Raw genomic sequence first — 16,050 nt, 5'->3', positions numbered from 1 at the left:
CCGGTCAGGGCAGGACGAGCAGCTTGCCGGTCGTGCGGCGTCCCTCGAGGTCCTCGTGCGCCCGGCGCGCCTCCGTCAGCCGGTAGCGGCCACCGATCCGGACGGCGAGCCGCCCCGTCCGCACGAGCTCCAGCACGTCCCCGGCCCGCTCGAGCAGCTCGGCCCGCTCGGCGGTGTAGTGGACCAGCGACGGCCGGGTGAGGAACAGGGAGCCCTTCGCGTTGAGGACCTGCGGGTCCAGCGGCGGCACCGGCCCGCTGGCCGCGCCGAACAGCACCATCATCCCGCGGGGGCGCAGGCAGTCCAGGCCGGCGTCGAAGGTGGCCCGGCCGACGCCGTCGTAGACGACGTCGACCCCGCGGCCGCCGGTGATCCGCCGCACCTCGGCGGCGAGGTCGGCGTCCGCGGGCACGATCTCCGCCGCGCCCGCCTCCCGGGCCAGGGCCGCCTTGTCCTGGGTGGACGTCGTCCCGATCACCCGGGCCCCGGCGGCGCTGGCCATCTGGGTCAGCAGCAGCCCCACCCCGCCGGCGGCGGCGTGCACGAGCACGTCGTCCCCGGCCGACACCGGGAACGTGGACCGGGTGAGGAACTGCGCGGTCATCCCCTGGAGCAGGACGGCGGCCGCGGTCTCGTCGTCGACGTCGTCCGGCACCGGCACCAGCCGGTCGGCGGGCACGACCGCCTGCTCGGCGTACCCGGTGCCGGGCACCATCGCCCAGGCCACCCGGTCGCCGACCCGGACGTCGCGGACGCCGGTACCGGTGGCCACCACCCGGCCCGCGCCCTCCGAGCCGACCACGAACGGGGCGGGCAGCGGGTAGGCGCCGGAGCGGTGGTAGGTGTCGATGAAGTTGACGCCCCCGGCGGCGACGTCGACGAGCACCTCGCCCGGGCCCGGCTCGGGGGTGGGCCGGTCGACGACCTCCATCACGTCGGGGCCGCCGGGGGTGGTGACGACGACGGCTCTCATCGGTCCTCCTCGGGGTCGTGGGGTTCCGGTCGGCTGCTGGTGGGGCCGGGGACCGCGGACAGCGACCCGGCCGCGTAGGCGACCACTCCGCGGTCGACGGCGGCGGCCGCCTGGCGGGCGGTGCGCCGCAGCCGGGTGTCGCCGAGGGCGTCGGCCACCTTGGCCACCTGGTCGAGCAGGTCCAGCACCTGCCGGGTCCAGCGGACGAAGTCGCCGGCGGCGACGTCGGCCTCGGTCAGCACGTCGTCGAGGCGGGCGCCGCGGGCCCACCGGTGCACGGCGAGAGCGAGGGCCGCGTCGGGCTCGCCGGTGGGCTGCAGGCCGCGGCGCTCCTCGCGGTCGGTGAGGTCGGACCAGATCCGGACGGTCTCGGTCAGCGCGGCCCGCACCGCCCCGCCCGGCACGGGTGGGGACATGCCCTCGGTCTCCCGGCGGGACTCGTAGACGACCGCGGACACGACGGCGGCCAGACCGGCCGGGTCCAGGTCGTCCCAGGCCCCGTGGCGCAGGCACTCGGCGACGAGCAGGTCCTTCTCCGAGTACACCCGGCGCAGCCGCTCCCCCGCCTCGGTGACGACGAGGTCGTCGTCCGCCGAGGCCCGGCCGCTGCCGGCCGGGGAGGTGGCGGGGGCGAGGTAGCCGAGCTCGACGAGCAGGTCGCAGACCCGGTCGAAGACCCGCGCGATCGTGTTCGTCCGGTTGTCGATGCGGCGCAGCAGGTCAGCGGTCTCCCGCTCCAGGCGGTGGTGGCGCTCGGCCCACCGGGCGTGGTCCTCGCGCTCGGCGCAACCGTGGCAGGGGTGGCGGCGCAGCTGCCGGCGCAGGTCGTCGATCTCGTCCCGGACCCCGTCCCGGACGCCGCCCCGGACGCCGTCGCGGGGGCGGGCGGCCGGGCCGCCCGCCGGCTCGTCGTCCCGGCGGCCCTCGGCGAGGGCGTTGCGCAGCGAGGAGGCCAGGTCCCGGCGCGCTGCGGCGTCCCGCGGGTTGAACCCGCGCGGCACCCGGACGCGGGCGATCTTCTGCACCGGGGCCTGGACGTCGCCCGCTGACAGCCGGCGCACCTGCCGCTCGGCGGTCAGCACCGTCGGCCGCGGCCCGTCCAGGTCCCCGTCGGTGCCGGGGTCCAGGACGACGGCGAACCCGGCGCGTCGACCGGCCGGCACCCGGATGACGTCCCCGGCGCTGAGCGCGGTCAGCGAGGCGAGCGCGTCCGAGCGCTGCCGGCGGGACGCCTCCCGGGACTCCCGCTTCTCCAGCTCGGCGAGCCGCCGCCGCAGCCCGGCGTACTCGCGAAAGTCCCCCAGGTGGCACGTCATCGCCTCGGCGTAGCCGGCCAGGGCCTCCTCCTGGCGCCGCGCCTGACGGGCCAGGCCCACGACGGCCCGGTCGGCCTGGAACTGCGCGAAGGAGGTCTCGAGGATCTCCCGGGCCCGCTGCCGGCCGACCTGGGCGACCAGGTTGACGGCCATGTTGTACGTGGGCCGAAAGCTCGAGCGCAGCGGGTAGGTGCGGGTCGACGCCAGCCCGGCGACGGCCTCCGGGTCCAGGCCCGGCTGCCACAGGACGACCGCGTGCCCCTCGACGTCGATGCCCCGGCGGCCGGCGCGGCCGGTGAGCTGGGTGTACTCCCCCGGGGTGATGTCGACGACCTGCTCCCCGTTGAACTTCACCAGCTTCTCCAGCACCACGGAGCGGGCCGGCATGTTGATGCCCAGGGCGAGGGTCTCGGTGGCGAACACGGCCTTGACCAGGCCGCGGGAGAACAGCTCCTCGACGATCTCCTTGAAGGCCGGCAGCATCCCGGCGTGGTGGGCGGCCAGTCCCCGTTGCAGGCCGTCCAGCCAGTCCCAGTAGCCGAGCACGGCGAGGTCGCTGTCCGGCAGCTCGGCGGTGCGCTGCTCGACGGTGCGGCGGATCTCCTCGCGCTCGGCGGGACTCGTGAGCCGCACCCTCCAGGCCAGGCACTGGCGGACGGCGGCGTCGCAGCCGGCGCGGCTGAAGATGAAGGTGATCGCCGGCAGCAGGCCCGCGGCGTCGAGCTGCTCGACGACCTGGGCCCGGGACGGGGTGCCCGGGCGGCCGGCTCGGGGGTGGGGCCGGTAGCCGCGCCCCCGGCGTCCGCCGCGGGCCGGGCCCCGCTCGCGGCGGGACTCCTCGCGGGCCAGCCGGACCAGCTCGGGGTTGACCGTGAGCCCGGAGGTGCGGGCGGGCTCGGAGCCCACGGTGCCCTCGACCGCCGAGCCGGTGGCGTCGACGAACAGGTCGAGCAGCCGGGTGCCGACCATGACGTGCTGCCACAGCGGCACCGGCCGGTGCTCGGTGACGACCACCCGGGTGTCCCCGCGGACGGTGTCCAGCCAGTCGCCGAGCTCCTCGGCGTTGCTCACGGTCGCCGACAGCGAGACCAGCAGGACGTCGTCCGGCAGGTGCAGGATGACCTCCTCCCACACCGGTCCGCGGAACCGGTCGGCCAGGTAGTGCACCTCGTCCATGACGACGTAGCCGAGCCCGGCCAGGGTCGGTGAGCCGGAGTACAGCATGTTGCGCAGCACCTCGGTCGTCATGACGACGACTGGCGCCTCCCCGTTGACGGTGGTGTCGCCGGTGAGCAGCCCGACCCGGTCGGCGCCGTACCGGGCCACCAGGTCGTGGTACTTCTGGTTGCTCAGCGCCTTGATCGGCGTGGTGTAGAAGGCCTTGCGGCCGCCGGTCAGCGCGAGGTGGACGGCGAACTCCCCGACGACGGTCTTGCCGGCGCCGGTCGGTGCGGCGACGAGGACGCCGTGACCGGCCTCGAGCGCCTCGCAGGCCTCGACCTGGAAGTCGTCGAGCTCGAAGCCCAGACTGCGACGGAAGGCGGCCAGCTCGGTGCGCTGCTGCGCCTGCCGCCGCCGGGCCGCTGCGTAGCGCTCAGCGGGTGAGGCCATGCCCGCCAGGCTAAGGCACCGCCGCGGGGGCCAGCACCCGGCGCCGCGCCTACGGTTTCCACTCTGTACGCGCGGCCCTCGTCTGGTCATGCTCTCCTGCGGTCCCATCGACCTCCAACTGCCCAGAGCGGTGAGCCCCATGGACCCATGTTCACACCAGGGGAAACGGCGTGTGTGAGGCGTGCGCGGCACTACTGTTGTTCGCCGCCCGCGATCTAGGACGCAACGTTGGACGCACTGCGATGTCACATGTGACGAGGACGTCTCCGCCTCCCGGCGCGACCGACCGTCAATGCGCTACACGTTGCCACCTGAGCCGGCACGAGCCTAGGCTTCTTGAGACGTGGGGCGTCACTGGGATGCACCTGCATTCAGTGTGGAGGGGTGGGCCGGATGAAGAGTCGACTCGTACGAGCGATTGGGGCTGTGGTACTTGCCGGTGGTTTCGTTGCTTCTGCCGCACTACCCGCGGCGGCATGGGAGACCGGTGGCACGCGTTACTGCTCGATTAGCCAAACCCCGTGGGCCAGCGGGACCGGGACGCAGTACGTGACGACGTTCGGGCCCGGCAAGGCGACGGGTCGTACGGTCTACAGCAGCGCGTCCCACACCGTGACTGAGAAGGGCGTCAGTGGAGGGGGTGCTTGGCGCGTCATCATCACAGGTGTGGCCTACTCAGCAACGTCCTACTGCACCAGCGGCAGCTGAGGCAGGTACTGTTCCTCGATGTTCGCGATGAAACGCAGCGGGAGCAGGCGCAATGTCATGGCGCGCACTCTCGCGCTCTCCCTGTCGGTGACGCTGCTGGTGACCGGATGCACGGCGGATGATGGCGCCACCGGCTCGGGTCGCGGCCCCTCGCCAAGCGTCTCGGGAGCCCCTGGAGACCCCGGCTCGGCCACATCAACGCAGGAGAGCACGTCCGCAGCGGCGCAGGGTGAGTCGAGCCGGGCACAGGAGTTACAGGGAATCACCGCCTACTTCGCCAACATGGTGGACTGCCTGAACGAAGCCGGGTACCGGATGCGACTGACCCCGGGGCAGCTCGGCTACGAGGCAGATCCGGCTGCGCCGAGCTCCGGCAGCCAGGAGGCCTTCATCGCTGCGCAGGCCGCCTGCGACAAGACGTACGGGCCGCCACCGGCTCCCGCCCCCTTCACGGCACAGGAGTGGGCCGCGGCGTATCCGGCGCAGGTAGCTGTTGTGGACTGCCTGAAGCAGAACGGCTACCCGGTCCCTGAGGTACCGACGTCCGACGCGTGGGTCCAGCAGCAGGTGGCACCTCCGGCAGGAGTTCGACCATGGACTCCGTACGACAAGGTGTCCGGGCCCGAGCTGACCGAGGCGCAGCAGCAGTGTCCGGCCAAGGACGTCCTCGAGGTCCTCGCCGAGTCGGGCAGCTGATGACGCTGGACGCCCGAGCAGACGTCGGCGCAGAGGCGGCTGAGCAGTCAAGGCCGCCGACGGCTACGTCCGCACCAGACGCTCGACGCCGGCGGCCAGGATGGGGACCGGCCGTTCGTACAGCGGCACGGACGCTCCTGGTGCTCGTCGTGGCGACAACGGTGTTTGCCGCGGGGTGGTGGTCCGCGCGGACCGCGCTCGACCCTCCCCGGGACCCTCTTCGTCCCCCGGCCGCCTTGGAGTACACGGTCGCGACCGGAGCCGTTGAGGAGTCCTTCCCGGTCACCGCGGTCGCGTCGTGGCCGACGAGGTTCTCGGTGACGTCACCGGCAGGTGGGGTCGTCACCACCGTGAGCGCTGGCGCCGGCGACAGCGTAGGCGAAGGTGAAGCACCCTTGACTGTCGACCTCGCGGCTGTTCGGCTTGCTCAAGGCGAGGTCCCGATGTTCCGGGACCTCGTTCCTGGAACGCGCGGACCGGACGTCGAACAGCTCCAGCTGTTTCTCAAGCGGCAAGGGCACTTCCCCGACGAAGCGACAGGGACCTTTGGCGCTACCACCCAGTCGGCAGTCCAAGCCTGGCAGCGCGACAACGGCAACCCACGGCCGAGCGGTAGCGTCCTGGCGACAGAGCTCGTGTTTGTCCCTGAGCTTCCGGTAAGGGTCCGCCCCACAGTCGACGTAGGCGATCGGGTTGCGCCCGGTGACCCGCTGTACGAGGTGCTGGCGGCGGCCCCGGTCTTCCGGGCCGAGGTCACCGAGGATCAGCTGCTGACGCTGACTCCCTCCGTGACCATCGCCGTCGATGGGCCAGGACAGAGGTGGACCGCAACCGCTGGAGCGACCGATGACAGCGACCCCAACATTCGCGCCGTTGAGCTGGCGGGCTCGGACGGCGGCCCGGTCTGCGCCCAGACGTGCTCGTTGGTGCCCGTAGCGGGAGAGAGCCGGTGGCCGGCCGAGGCGATCACCGTGCCTCGGGTGGAAGGGCCGCAGGTGCCGGTCGGCGCGATCAGGACCCGAGCCGATGGGACGACATATGTGATCATGTCTGACGGCGTCGAGAGGGATGTGACCGTACGAGCGGCTGCGCAGGGGTTGGCGGTGGTGAGCGGCATCGACGCCGGCGACCGGATCCAGGTTCCTCAGGCTCAGTCGTGATCGAGGTTCGGTCCTGCACATTCGCCTATGCGAGCAGTCCATCAGTGTTCGAAGACCTGGATTTCACGGCACCGGCTGGTGCGATCACCGCGGTGACAGGTCCTTCGGGCCGCGGAAAGTCCACCCTCCTCTACGTGATCGGTCTGATGCTGAGACCTCAGCGAGGCCAGATCCTGCTGGGCGGCCGTCGAATCGACGAGCTCAGCGACACGGCCCGCTCCCGGCTGCGCGGCCGGAAGTTCGGCTTCGTCTTCCAGGATGCAGCCCTGGACAGCACCCGCTCAGTCCAGGACAACGTCGTGGAGTCCACCGTCTACAACGGTCTGTCTCGCAAGCCCTCACTGGTGCGAGCCCGGCAGATGCTCATCGACCTGGGCGTCGACGTCGACCCCAGTCGGCGACCGGGACAGCTCAGCGGTGGGCAGGCCCAACGCGTCGCCCTGTGCCGGGCCCTCATCCACGAGCCGCGCGTCGTTCTGGCCGATGAACCCACCGGCAACCTTGACGAGACATCTAGCAACGCGGTGCTGGGCAGCCTGCGACATGCGGCTGACCGAGGTGCCGCAGTGGTGATCGCAACCCACGACCCACGAGTGCTCGACCGCAGCGATGGCCGCCTCCACCTCGGTTAGCCGGGCCACCGACGAGGAGCTCGCAGGCGCCTCGTCCCTGCGGCATCGGGCCGCGGTGCTGATCGAGGGCGTCCGGGTTGCCCGCAGTCAACCTGGTCTCAGCGTGTTGCTAGCGGTGATCTCCCTAGCGGTGTGTCTGCTGACCCTCGGGACCACAGGTCAGTCGATCAGTGCCGAGCGGGCGGTGCTGGCTCGGATCGATGAAGGCGGGACCCGGACCATCACGGTCGTCGACCGCACGGGATCGGCGAACATCTCCACGGCAGCGGTCGACCGCATCGCTGCGCTGAGTGGCGTGCGCTGGGCGCTCGGAATCGGGCGCACCATCGATGCGCACACCGTTACCGTCCCGAACGGTCCACCGGTGCCTGCCCGTCCCGTGTACGGGTCCTCGCCGGCGCTACGGTCACCCCAGGACGCTCAACCCCGGGGGGCCCTTGTCAGTCCTGTCAGCCAGCAGTCGCTAGGTCTCGACGCGGCGACCGGAGCGCTGCGAACGTCCGACGGTCAGACCTACCCTGTGGTCGGCATCTTTGAGGCCTCCGGCGTCGTCGGTGACCTCGGGGACGGGGTTGTGCTCGTTGACCCCGACTACGTGGGGCCGCTGTCCAGCATCGTGATCGAAGCTGGGGACCCGGCGGACGTGAGCAACGTCGCCGATGCCGCCAGGTCGTTGACCGCACCAGACGACGCCTCCGCGATCGCCGTAGAGGTCTCGGAGCACCTCGCTCGTGCGCGTGCGGCGGTACAAGGAGAAGTGGGATCGTTCGGTCGCGTCGTGGTTGTCCAAGCGCTCGCCGTAGGGCTGCTCCTCAGTTCCGCCACCGTCTACGCCGGCGTCACGGCCCGACGACGTGACTTCGGCCGGCGTCGTGCGCTCGGTGCCACCAGGCCGCAGCTCGTCGCCCTCGTCCTAGTCCAGATCACCATTCCAGCCGCGATCGGCGCCTCGCTCGGCTCTCTGGCCGGGGCTGCCGTTGTCAGGTGGCAGACCGGCGGCTGGCCAGGCTGGCAGTTTCCTCTCGCCATCGCGGTACTGACGGTCGGTGCGGCTGTCCTGGCTGCGATCGTCCCGGCATGCGTGGCCGCGTTCCGGGACCCCGTGGCCGTGCTGCGTGTGCCGTGAGTCGGGCTTCGCTCGCCCGGCTCACGGCGGGCTCGGGACGTCGTCCGGCAGGTCGCCGTCGCCACCTGCACGGCGGTCCCGGCGGCGGTCGTTGACCATGGCGATGCCGATGGCCACGGCGAACAGCAGGAGCATCGGCAGCGCCAGCATGAACATCGTCGTCACTTCGGGGGTGGGGGTCGCCATCGCGGCGAACGTCATCGCGACGACGACGACCCACCGCCACGCCCGCAGGATGCTCCGGCCGCGCAGCAGCCCGGCGAAGTTCAGGCCGACGAGCACCACCGGCAGCAGAAAGGCGATCCCGAACGCCAGCAGGAGCCGCATGACGAACCCCAGGTAGTACTGGGCGTCCACGATGTTCGACCCGCCCTCGGGGGTGAAGCTGGTGAGGAAGCGCACCGCGTTCGGCACGAACTGCCAGGCCAGCCAGATCCCGGTGAGGAACAGCGGGACCGCGGCGGCGATGAACCCGAGGGCGTAGCGGCGTTCCGAACGGGTCAGCGCCGGGGTGATGAACGCCCACAGCTGGTAGATCCACACCGGGCTGGCGATGATCACGGCGAGCCAGATCGACACCTTGACCTTGAGGTCGAAGGACGACGCGACCTGGGAGAAGTTGATCTGTGCGAGCCGGCCCTCGGCGGCGGAGATCCGCTGGATCGGCTCGGTGAGCTCGCTGACGAGCGGGTCGTAGAGGAACCATCCCACCGCCGTGGCGAGGACGACCGCGATCCCGGCACGGACGACGCGCTGGCGCAGCTCGACGAGGTGGTCCCGCAGCGGCATGCGCCCCTCGGGGTTGCGGCGGCGGGAGGCGGTGACGGCCACGGTGCGGACAGAGTGCGGGGGCGCCGGCGCTGCGTCAGCCGCGGTGCGGCTCGTCCGGGCCGGCTCCTGGGCGGTGCACGCTGCCGGTCCGCTCACCGGTCGGGTCGACGGTGGAGCGCCGTGCGGGGTCGTCGACGACACGGCCCTCGAGCGGTGCCCGACGTCTGGTGTCGTCGTCGTCGTCCTCGCGCATCTCCTTGACCTCGCTCTTGAAGATGCGCATCGAGCGGCCGAGGCTGCGGGCGGCGTCCGGCAGCCGCTTCGCCCCGAACACCAGGATGATGATCAGGATGAGGACGAGCAGCAGCAGGGGGTTGTCAGCAAAGTTTCGCAACATGATGGGCGACCCTCCAGGCGCGGTTGCGGCCAGTGTAGGCCCGAGGCGCCGGGGGGCGGCCGGTCAGCCCGACAGGGCGCGCCGGCGGGCGGCGCGGGCCCGGGCCCGGCGACGCTCCCGGTCGCGCCTGTCCCGTTCGCGGCGCAGGCGGGCGGGGTCGTCGAAGACCGCGAGCTCAGGCTCCCGCCGGGTGGCCTCCTGGAGCCGCTCGACCTGAGCGGACAGCGCGGCGACCCGCTCGGAGGCCTCCGCGAGCTCGCGCGCCAGCGCGACCCCGGAGCGCACGACTCGCCAGACGAGCCAGCCGATCAGCGCCAGGCCGGCGACGACGAGGAGCGTCCACAGGAGGAACCACGGCACGGCCACGACCCTACCGGGCGGCGCTCGGCGGCGCCTCAGCGCTGCCGGTCGGTGGGCCGCGAGGCGGGCCGGGAGGCGAACTGGGCGGCGGCGGCAGGCAGGTCCGCGCGCTCCAGCCACAGCACGAAGTCGAGCAGGTCGTCGTAGCCCAGGGCCGGGCCGGTGCGCTCCTCCAGCGCCTCTGCGGGGATGTCCCAGCGCTCGGCGACGACCCCGCTGGCGCGCAGCAGCCGCACGACCTCGCCGTCCGCCGGACGCCGGACCTCGGCCGAGCACCGGGGGCAGGAGAACGCGTAGCTGGACCGCTCCGGCACGCTGCACACCACGAGCCGCACCTGCCGGGGGCGCAGGTCGACGTCACCGCAGGTCGGGCACGACGCCTTGATCGTCGTCACGGGGCACCTCCCGGTCCGGGACCGCCGCAGCGACGGTCACCGTCCTGCATCGGCATCCCGCGCTGCCGCTTGAGCCACCGGGCCCGCGTCACCCGGTGAGGCGGTTCACCCGTAGGCGGCCAGCGCCCGCTCGGCCGCCTGCCGGACGGCGTCCACCAGCTCCGGGGGCGACACCACCCGGGCGTTGCCACCGAGCCGCAGGACGAGCCGGCGCAGCCAGGCCGGGTCCGCGGTGCGCAGCCGGACCCGAAGCCGCCCCCCGGCGAGCTCCTCGACGTCCTCGACCGGGTGCTGGTCGGCGACCCAGCGCGCCGCGGGCTCCAGCTCCACGGTGACGAGCAGGTCGTCCGGTGCGGGGACGAAGATCGCCTCGGACAGGTCGCGGGCCCGGGCCTGCGGTGGCGGGGTCCCGTCGGCGTCGAGGAGCCGGGCCTGCTGGACCCGGTCGAGCCGGAACAGCCGGACGCCCTCGGCGCGGTGGCACCAGCCCTCCAGGTACCAGTGCCCGTCCAGGGAGACCACGCGCATCGGGTCGACGTCCCGTTCGGTGGCCTCGTCGCGAGCCGGCACGAGGTACCGCAGGTGCAGCCGGCGCCGCTCGCGCACGGCGGCGCGCACCGTCGCCAGGACCTCCTCGGCCGCCCCGGCGTCCAGGCGTACCCGCACCGCCCCGGCCACCGGGACCACCTCGCCGGCGGCGGCCGACAGCTTGGCCAGAGCCCCCTCGAGCGCCTCCCGGTCACCGGCCCCCGGGACGTCCGCCAGCGTGCGCAGTCCGACGAGGAGGGCGACGGCCTCGTCGATCCCGAGACGCAGCGGCCGGCTGATCGCGTCGGCGTTGCCGAGGTAGACCCGCCCGGAGTCCCACTCGGCCTCGATGAGGTCGTCGGGCAGGTGCCCCGGGGTCCCGCAGACGAACAGCAGCTCGAGGTCCTCGACGAGATCATCCTCGCTGATGCCGAAGTGCCGGGCGGCGTCCGCCAACGGCACCCCCTGACGCTGCAGCAGGTAGGGCACCATCGCCAGCAGCCGGGACAGCCGATCGGTCGCGCCGCTCGAGCCGGTCACCGGGACCCACCCGGCAGGTCGCCGCCGTGGGCGGCCGGCTGCGTGCTGCCGTGCGCGGCGGCGGCGCCCCGCAGCCGGGAGACCACCGCCTCGCGGACGTCGTCCGGGGCGAGCACGACCGCCCCGGCGCCGGCCCACAGCACCTCCTCGACGAGCTCGTCGGCGTCGGTGAACTCCACCTCGATCTGGGCGGCGTCGTCGTCGCGCCGGCCGGCCCGCAGCCGCAGCGACTGCCCGGCGCCGGCGGCGAGGGCGATCCGCGCCGTGCGGACGGGCTGCTCGGCCACGGCACCGGACACCAGGGCCCGGGTGTCGACGTCCTCGGGAACCTGGACGCTGCCCGGCGTCCCGACCCGGGCGACCGGTCCCTCGACCCGGGACAGCCGGAACACCCGGACGTCGTCCCGGTCCCGGTCGTGACCGACGAGGTACCAGTGCCCCTGCCAGGAGGTGATCTGCCACGGCTCGACGGTCCGGGTGGCGACCTCTCCGGTCCGGCCGGTGCGGTAGGTGAACCGGACCGGCACCCGGTCGCGGGTGGCGGCGTACAACGGGGCGAACGCGGGCTCGTTGGTGCGCACCCGCGGTTCCAGCCCGACGATGGAGGACTCGTCCGCCTCGACGCCCAGCGCGCGCAGCTTCGTCAGCGCGCGGGCCGCGGGCCCCGCCAGACTGGCCTGCTGCCACACCCGTGAGGCCAGGCCGAGCACGGCCAGCTCCTGCGGGGTCACCCGGATCTCCGGCAGTGCGTACGCCTCCCGGTCGATCCGGTACCCCTGCTCGTCGTCGAACCAGGCGTCGTCCGAGCCGGTGACGAGCGGGACGCCGAGCTCGCGCAGGTCCTCCTTGTCGCGCTCGAACATCCGCTCGAACGCCTCGTCACTCGCGCAGTCGGCGTACTGCGGGACGGCGGCCCGGATCTGGTCCTTGGTCAGCCAGCGTCGCGTCGCCAGCAGGGCGATCACCAGGTTGAGCAGGCGCTCGGTGCGCTGTGCGGTCATCGTGGGGCACGGTACCGGAGGTAGCGTGCCCGGCCGTGGACAGTGCACCGGGCTCCGAGTCCGACTCTCACGCGGGCACGGCCGCTGGCGCCGGCGACGGCTCCGGCGCCGGCTCCGGCGAACCGGCTGCCCCGGTGGGTGCGGTGCGCTGGCGGGACGGCCGCGTCGTCGGTGTGGTGCGCCGGTGGCACGGAGCCGTCGAGCTCGACGTCCTCGTCGAGGCCGCTGTCACCCGGGCGCTCGCCTACCCCGCGCTGGTGGGCACGCCGCAGCCCGGGGACCGGGTGCTGCTCAACACCTCCGCCCAGGCCCGAGGACTGGGCACCGGCGGGTTCGCGCTCGTCGTCGCGGTGCCCGACCGGCTGCCCGCCGACCCGCCGGACGGGCCGGGGCACCTCGTCAAGGCGCGCTACACCCCGTTGCAGGCGATGGTGCTCGGCGTCGACGAGCAGGAGTCGGAGCACCACGCGCTGATGGCGGCGGCGGACGACCTGGCCGGCGCCCCGGTCGTCGTCGCCGACCTGCACTCGGCGCTGCCAGCGGTGCTGGCCGGCGTCCGGGACGTCGACCCGGGGCTGCGGGTGGCCTACGTCATGACGGACGGCGCAGCGCTGCCGGCGTGGTTCTCCCGCACCGTGGCGGGGCTGCGGGACGCCGGCTGGCTGAGCGGCTGCGTGACCGTCGGCCAGGCGTTCGGCGGGGACCTCGAGGCGGTCACCGTGCACACCGGTCTGCTGGCCGCCCGGCACGTGCTCGGCGCCGACGTGGTCGTCGTGGCTCAGGGCCCCGGCAACCTCGGCAGCGGCACCCGGTGGGGCTTCTCCGGGGTCGCCGCCGGGGAGGCGGTCAACGCCGCCGCCGTGCTCGGTGGCCGCCCGGTGGCGTCCCTGCGGGTCTCCGGGGCCGACCCGCGGGGGCGGCACCACGGGGTGTCCCACCACTCGCTGACCGCCTACGGCAGGGTCGCCCTCGCCCCGGCGGACGTCGTCGTCCCGGCGCTGGACGGACCCCTTGGTGCCACGGTCCGGGAGCAGGCCGCCGCGCTCGGCGTGCCGCGCGGTCGACACCGACTGGTCGAGGTCGGCACCGAAGGGCTGCGCGCGGCGCTGGACGCCGTCCGGCCGGCGACCGGGGTGAGCCTGTCGACGATGGGCCGCGGGCTGGACGAGGACGAGCCGGCCTTCCTCAGCGCCGCAGCCGCCGGCCGCCACGCCGCCCACCTCACTCGGTGATCATGCAATCCCGCCACCCCCGCACCCTCCCCGTGATCATGCAATCCCGCCACCCCCGCGCCCTCCCCGTGATCATGCAATCCCGCCACCCCGAACCCACAGAATGCTGCCCCTGGCACGGGTTTGTCGGCGTGTCGTGCCGCCAACCCAGCATTCTGCGAGTGGGGGTGGGTGAGGGCAGGGTGGCGGGATTGCATGATCACGAACAGCGGTTCGCTTGAGGGTCAGTACGCGTCGAGGATGTCGACGACGAAGACGAGCGTGTCGGTGCCCTCGATGCCCGCGTCGGGCTGGCCCTCCGGGCCGTAGCCCTGATCCGGCGGGATGACGAGCAGGACCTGGCTGCCGACCGGCTGACCCACCAGCCCGGTGTCCCAGCCGGGGATGACCTGGCCGACCCCGATGGCGAACTGGGCGGTCCGGCCGTTCTCCCAGGTGGAGTCGAACACCTCGCCGCCGGGCCACGTCACACCCGTGTACTGCACGGTGATGCGCTGACCCTGCTCGACGAGCGGCCCCTCCCCGGTGATCAGCTGCTGGATGACGAGGTCCGTCGGCGGCTCGGCGTCCGGGATGGTGATCGTCGGCGCCCCGTCGTCGGCCAGGGTCACCGTCGGCAGGCCCTCGGGCGGGGTGACCGGCTCCCCCTGGGCGCGGGTCGGGACGACGCGAGCGTCGAGGACGTCGAGGACGACGAGGGCGGTGCTGGTGCCCTCGGCCTGCGGCGGAACACCGATGAGCAGCCGGCTGCCGACGGCCGCGCCGAGGATGCCCTCGTACAGCGCCGGGTTGATCTGGGTGCTGTCCATCGGGAAGCCGACCGGGGACTCCTGCTCCCAGCTGCTCTCGAGCTCCTGCCCGGTGGCCCCGTCGTAGGTGACGAGGTGCGCGCGGACCTGCTGGCCCTCCTCCACGGCGGCGCCGTCCCCCTCGGTCACCACGGTCGCCGCGGCGTCCTCCAGGGTCAGCGGCGCCTCGAACTCCACCGACGGCTTCTCGCCCTCCTCCCCCGTCACGGTGACGTCCGCGAGGGCGGCGGCGCCCGTCCCGTCCGGGGTGGCGGAGTCGTCACCGCCGGCGCAGCCGGCCAGCAGCAGCACGGGCAGCAGGAGCAGAACCAGGAGTCGACGCACGAGGAGCCTTCGGGATCGGGGTCTGCCGGCAGCGAGAGCACCGGTCCGGACACGGCACCCTAACTCGGGCCCTGGGCCTGCCGGCGCAGGGGTCACATCCCGGCGATCAGCCGGTCCACGCGCTCGTCCACCGAACGGAACGGGTCCTTGCACAGCACGGTCCGCTGCGCCTGGTCGTTGAGCTTGAGGTGTACCCAGTCGACGGTGAAGTCGCGCCGCCGCTCCTGGGCGTGCCGGACGAAGTCACCGCGTAGCCGGGCCCGGGTGGTCTGCGGCGGCACGGCGGTGGCCTCGAAGACCTCGATGTCGCTGGTCACCCGCTCGACCATGCCCTTGGCGGCCAGCAGGTTGTACAGGCCGCGCCGGCGGGAGATGTCGTGGTAGGCCAGGTCCAGCCGGGCGATCCGGGGACTCGACAGCGGCAGGTTGTGGCGGCCCATGTACCGCTCGAGCAGCCGGCGCTTGATGACCCAGTCGAGCTCCCGCTCGACCAGGGACAGGTCGCCCTCGCGAACCGCCCGCAGACCCCGCTCCCACAGGTCGAGCACCCGCTTGGTCGTCTCGGACGGCGCCCCGGTGGAGTCGACGAACGCCTTGGCCCGCTCGAGGTACTCCTCCTGGATCTCCAGCGCGGAGGCCTCCCGGCCGTTGGCCAGCCGCAGCGGACGACGCCCGGTGGGGTCGTAGCTGATCTCCCGGATGGCGCGGATCGGGTTCTCCAGCGACAGGTCCCGGATGCCGACGCCCGCCTCGACCATCTGCAGCACGAGGTGGGCCGCGCCGACCTTGAGCAGCGTCGTCGTCTCGGACATGTTGGAGTCCCCGACGATGACGTGCAGGCGGCGGTACCGCTCGGCGTCGGCGTGCGGCTCGTCCCGGGTGTTGATGATCGGTCGCGACCTCGTGGTGGCGCTGGAGACGCCCTCCCAGATGTGGTCGGCCCGCTGGGACAGCGTGTACACGGCTCCGCGCGGGGTCTGCAGCACCTTGCCGGCGCCGACGAGGAGCTGGCGGGTGACCAGGAACGGGATGAGGACGTCGGACAGCCGGCTGAACTCCCCGTGCCGGGCGATCAGGTAGTTCTCGTGGCAGCCGTAGGAGTTGCCGGCGCTGTCAGTGTTGTTCTTGAAGAGGAAGACCTCCCCGTCGATCCCCTCGTCGGACAGTCGCCGTTCGGCGTCGACCATGAGGCCCTCGAGGATGCGCTCTCCGGCCCGGTCGTGGACGACGAGCTGGCGGACGTCGTCGCACTCGGGGGTGGCGTACTCCGGGTGCGAGCCGACGTCGAGGTAGAGGCGGGCCCCGTTGCGCAGGAACACGTTGCTGGACCGGCCCCAGGACACGACCTTGCGGAAGAGGTACCGGGCCACCTCGTCGGCGGACAGCCGCCGCTGCCCGTTGGCGGCACAGGTGACCCCGAACTCCGTCTCCAGGCCGAAGATCCGCCGCTCCATGACCTCACACTACGTCG

15 protein-coding genes are annotated in these 16,050 nt (G+C 73.0%); 5 read left to right on the top strand and 10 right to left on the bottom strand.

The features are described from left to right. Positions 1–4 precede the first annotated feature (4 nt). Positions 5–973: a quinone oxidoreductase gene (locus HJG43_07535; GenBank protein UER54413.1), complete on the bottom strand. Its 969-nt coding sequence runs from the start codon at positions 971–973 to the stop codon at positions 5–7. Beyond that, positions 970–3,900 carry a DEAD/DEAH box helicase gene (locus HJG43_07530; protein UER54412.1) on the bottom strand — a complete coding sequence of 977 codons (2,931 nt, stop codon included), beginning with the start codon at positions 3,898–3,900 and terminating at the stop codon, positions 970–972. The genes HJG43_07535 and HJG43_07530 overlap by 4 nt, the downstream gene beginning before the upstream one ends. A 726-nt stretch (positions 3,901–4,626) precedes the next feature. Here HJG43_07530 and HJG43_07525 point away from each other — a divergent pair. The 4 genes from HJG43_07525 (at position 4,627) to HJG43_07510 (ending at position 8,222) form a co-directional block, all read left to right on the top strand. Next, on the top strand, positions 4,627–5,304 hold the full coding sequence (locus HJG43_07525; GenBank protein UER54411.1) for a hypothetical protein: 678 nt from the start codon (positions 4,627–4,629) through the stop codon (positions 5,302–5,304). Positions 5,305–5,444: 140 nt separating this feature from the next. Further along, the gene (locus tag HJG43_07520) at positions 5,445–6,464 is read left to right on the top strand and encodes a peptidoglycan-binding protein (protein ID UER54410.1); all 1,020 of its coding nucleotides are present in this window, start codon (positions 5,445–5,447) and stop codon (positions 6,462–6,464) included. Continuing rightward, on the top strand, positions 6,461–7,096 hold the full coding sequence (locus HJG43_07515) for an ABC transporter ATP-binding protein (protein ID UER54409.1): 636 nt from the start codon (positions 6,461–6,463) through the stop codon (positions 7,094–7,096). The genes HJG43_07520 and HJG43_07515 overlap by 4 nt, the downstream gene beginning before the upstream one ends. After that, the gene (locus tag HJG43_07510) at positions 7,074–8,222 is read left to right on the top strand and encodes a hypothetical protein (GenBank protein UER54408.1); all 1,149 of its coding nucleotides are present in this window, start codon (positions 7,074–7,076) and stop codon (positions 8,220–8,222) included. The genes HJG43_07515 and HJG43_07510 overlap by 23 nt, the downstream gene beginning before the upstream one ends. A gap of 21 nt (positions 8,223–8,243) precedes the next feature. Here HJG43_07510 and tatC read toward each other — a convergent pair whose 3' ends face one another. The 6 genes from tatC to HJG43_07480 all read right to left on the bottom strand — a co-directional run bounded on the left by tatC (position 8,244) and on the right by HJG43_07480 (position 12,214). Then, positions 8,244–9,011: a twin-arginine translocase subunit TatC gene (gene tatC, locus HJG43_07505; GenBank protein ID UER55806.1), complete on the bottom strand. Its 768-nt coding sequence runs from the start codon at positions 9,009–9,011 to the stop codon at positions 8,244–8,246. A 76-nt stretch (positions 9,012–9,087) separates the two neighbouring features. After that, a complete protein-coding gene (gene tatA / locus HJG43_07500; GenBank protein ID UER54407.1) occupies positions 9,088–9,390 on the bottom strand; it encodes a Sec-independent protein translocase subunit TatA in 303 nt (100 codons plus the stop codon). A 63-nt stretch (positions 9,391–9,453) separates the two neighbouring features. Further along, complete coding sequence (locus tag HJG43_07495) at positions 9,454–9,750, bottom strand: hypothetical protein (GenBank protein UER54406.1); 297 nt, start codon at positions 9,748–9,750, stop codon at positions 9,454–9,456. Between the two features lie 35 nt (positions 9,751–9,785). Beyond that, on the bottom strand, positions 9,786–10,145 hold the full coding sequence (locus HJG43_07490) for a hypothetical protein (GenBank protein ID UER54405.1): 360 nt from the start codon (positions 10,143–10,145) through the stop codon (positions 9,786–9,788). Positions 10,146–10,250: 105 nt separating this feature from the next. Next, complete coding sequence (locus HJG43_07485; GenBank protein UER55805.1) at positions 10,251–11,165, bottom strand: WYL domain-containing protein; 915 nt, start codon at positions 11,163–11,165, stop codon at positions 10,251–10,253. A 44-nt stretch (positions 11,166–11,209) separates the two neighbouring features. Beyond that, a complete protein-coding gene (locus HJG43_07480) occupies positions 11,210–12,214 on the bottom strand; it encodes a WYL domain-containing protein (protein UER54404.1) in 1,005 nt (334 codons plus the stop codon). A gap of 143 nt (positions 12,215–12,357) precedes the next feature. Here HJG43_07480 and HJG43_07475 point away from each other — a divergent pair, with 143 nt between their 5' ends. Beyond that, positions 12,358–13,446 (top strand): DUF3866 family protein, encoded by a 1,089-nt coding sequence (locus HJG43_07475; protein ID UER55804.1) that lies wholly within the window; start codon positions 12,358–12,360, stop codon positions 13,444–13,446. 224 nt (positions 13,447–13,670) lie between these two features. Here HJG43_07475 and HJG43_07470 read toward each other — a convergent pair whose 3' ends face one another. Next, on the bottom strand, positions 13,671–14,579 hold the full coding sequence (locus HJG43_07470; protein UER54403.1) for an FKBP-type peptidyl-prolyl cis-trans isomerase: 909 nt from the start codon (positions 14,577–14,579) through the stop codon (positions 13,671–13,673). A 92-nt stretch (positions 14,580–14,671) separates the two neighbouring features. Beyond that, positions 14,672–16,033 carry a Pup--protein ligase gene (pafA, locus tag HJG43_07465; GenBank protein UER54402.1) on the bottom strand — a complete coding sequence of 454 codons (1,362 nt, stop codon included), beginning with the start codon at positions 16,031–16,033 and terminating at the stop codon, positions 14,672–14,674. Between the last annotated feature and the right edge of the window lie 17 nt (positions 16,034–16,050).

The sequence above is a fragment of the Kineosporiaceae bacterium SCSIO 59966 genome (assembly GCA_020881835.1).
Lineage (GTDB): Bacteria > Actinomycetota > Actinomycetes > Actinomycetales > SCSIO-59966 > SCSIO-59966.
Note: the sequence above shows the minus strand (reverse complement) of the source record. Positions and strands in the feature narration are given on the sequence as shown.

Excerpts from the sequence above, each read along its gene's own strand:
- HJG43_07485 (UER55805.1), bottom strand. The coding sequence starts at position 11,165 with ATGGTGCCCTACCTGCTGCAGCGTCAGGGGGTGCCGTTGGCGGACGCC.
- pafA (UER54402.1), bottom strand. The coding sequence starts at position 16,033 with ATGGAGCGGCGGATCTTCGGCCTGGAGACGGAGTTCGGGGTCACCTGT.
- HJG43_07480 (UER54404.1), bottom strand. The coding sequence starts at position 12,214 with ATGACCGCACAGCGCACCGAGCGCCTGCTCAACCTGGTGATCGCCCTG.
- tatC (UER55806.1), bottom strand. The coding sequence starts at position 9,011 with ATGCCGCTGCGGGACCACCTCGTCGAGCTGCGCCAGCGCGTCGTCCGT.
- HJG43_07535 (UER54413.1), bottom strand. The coding sequence starts at position 973 with ATGAGAGCCGTCGTCGTCACCACCCCCGGCGGCCCCGACGTGATGGAG.
- HJG43_07510 (UER54408.1), top strand. The coding sequence starts at position 7,074 with ATGGCCGCCTCCACCTCGGTTAGCCGGGCCACCGACGAGGAGCTCGCA.
- HJG43_07525 (UER54411.1), top strand. The coding sequence starts at position 4,627 with ATGTTCGCGATGAAACGCAGCGGGAGCAGGCGCAATGTCATGGCGCGC.
- tatA (UER54407.1), bottom strand. The coding sequence starts at position 9,390 with ATGTTGCGAAACTTTGCTGACAACCCCCTGCTGCTGCTCGTCCTCATC.
- HJG43_07530 (UER54412.1), bottom strand. The coding sequence starts at position 3,900 with ATGGCCTCACCCGCTGAGCGCTACGCAGCGGCCCGGCGGCGGCAGGCG.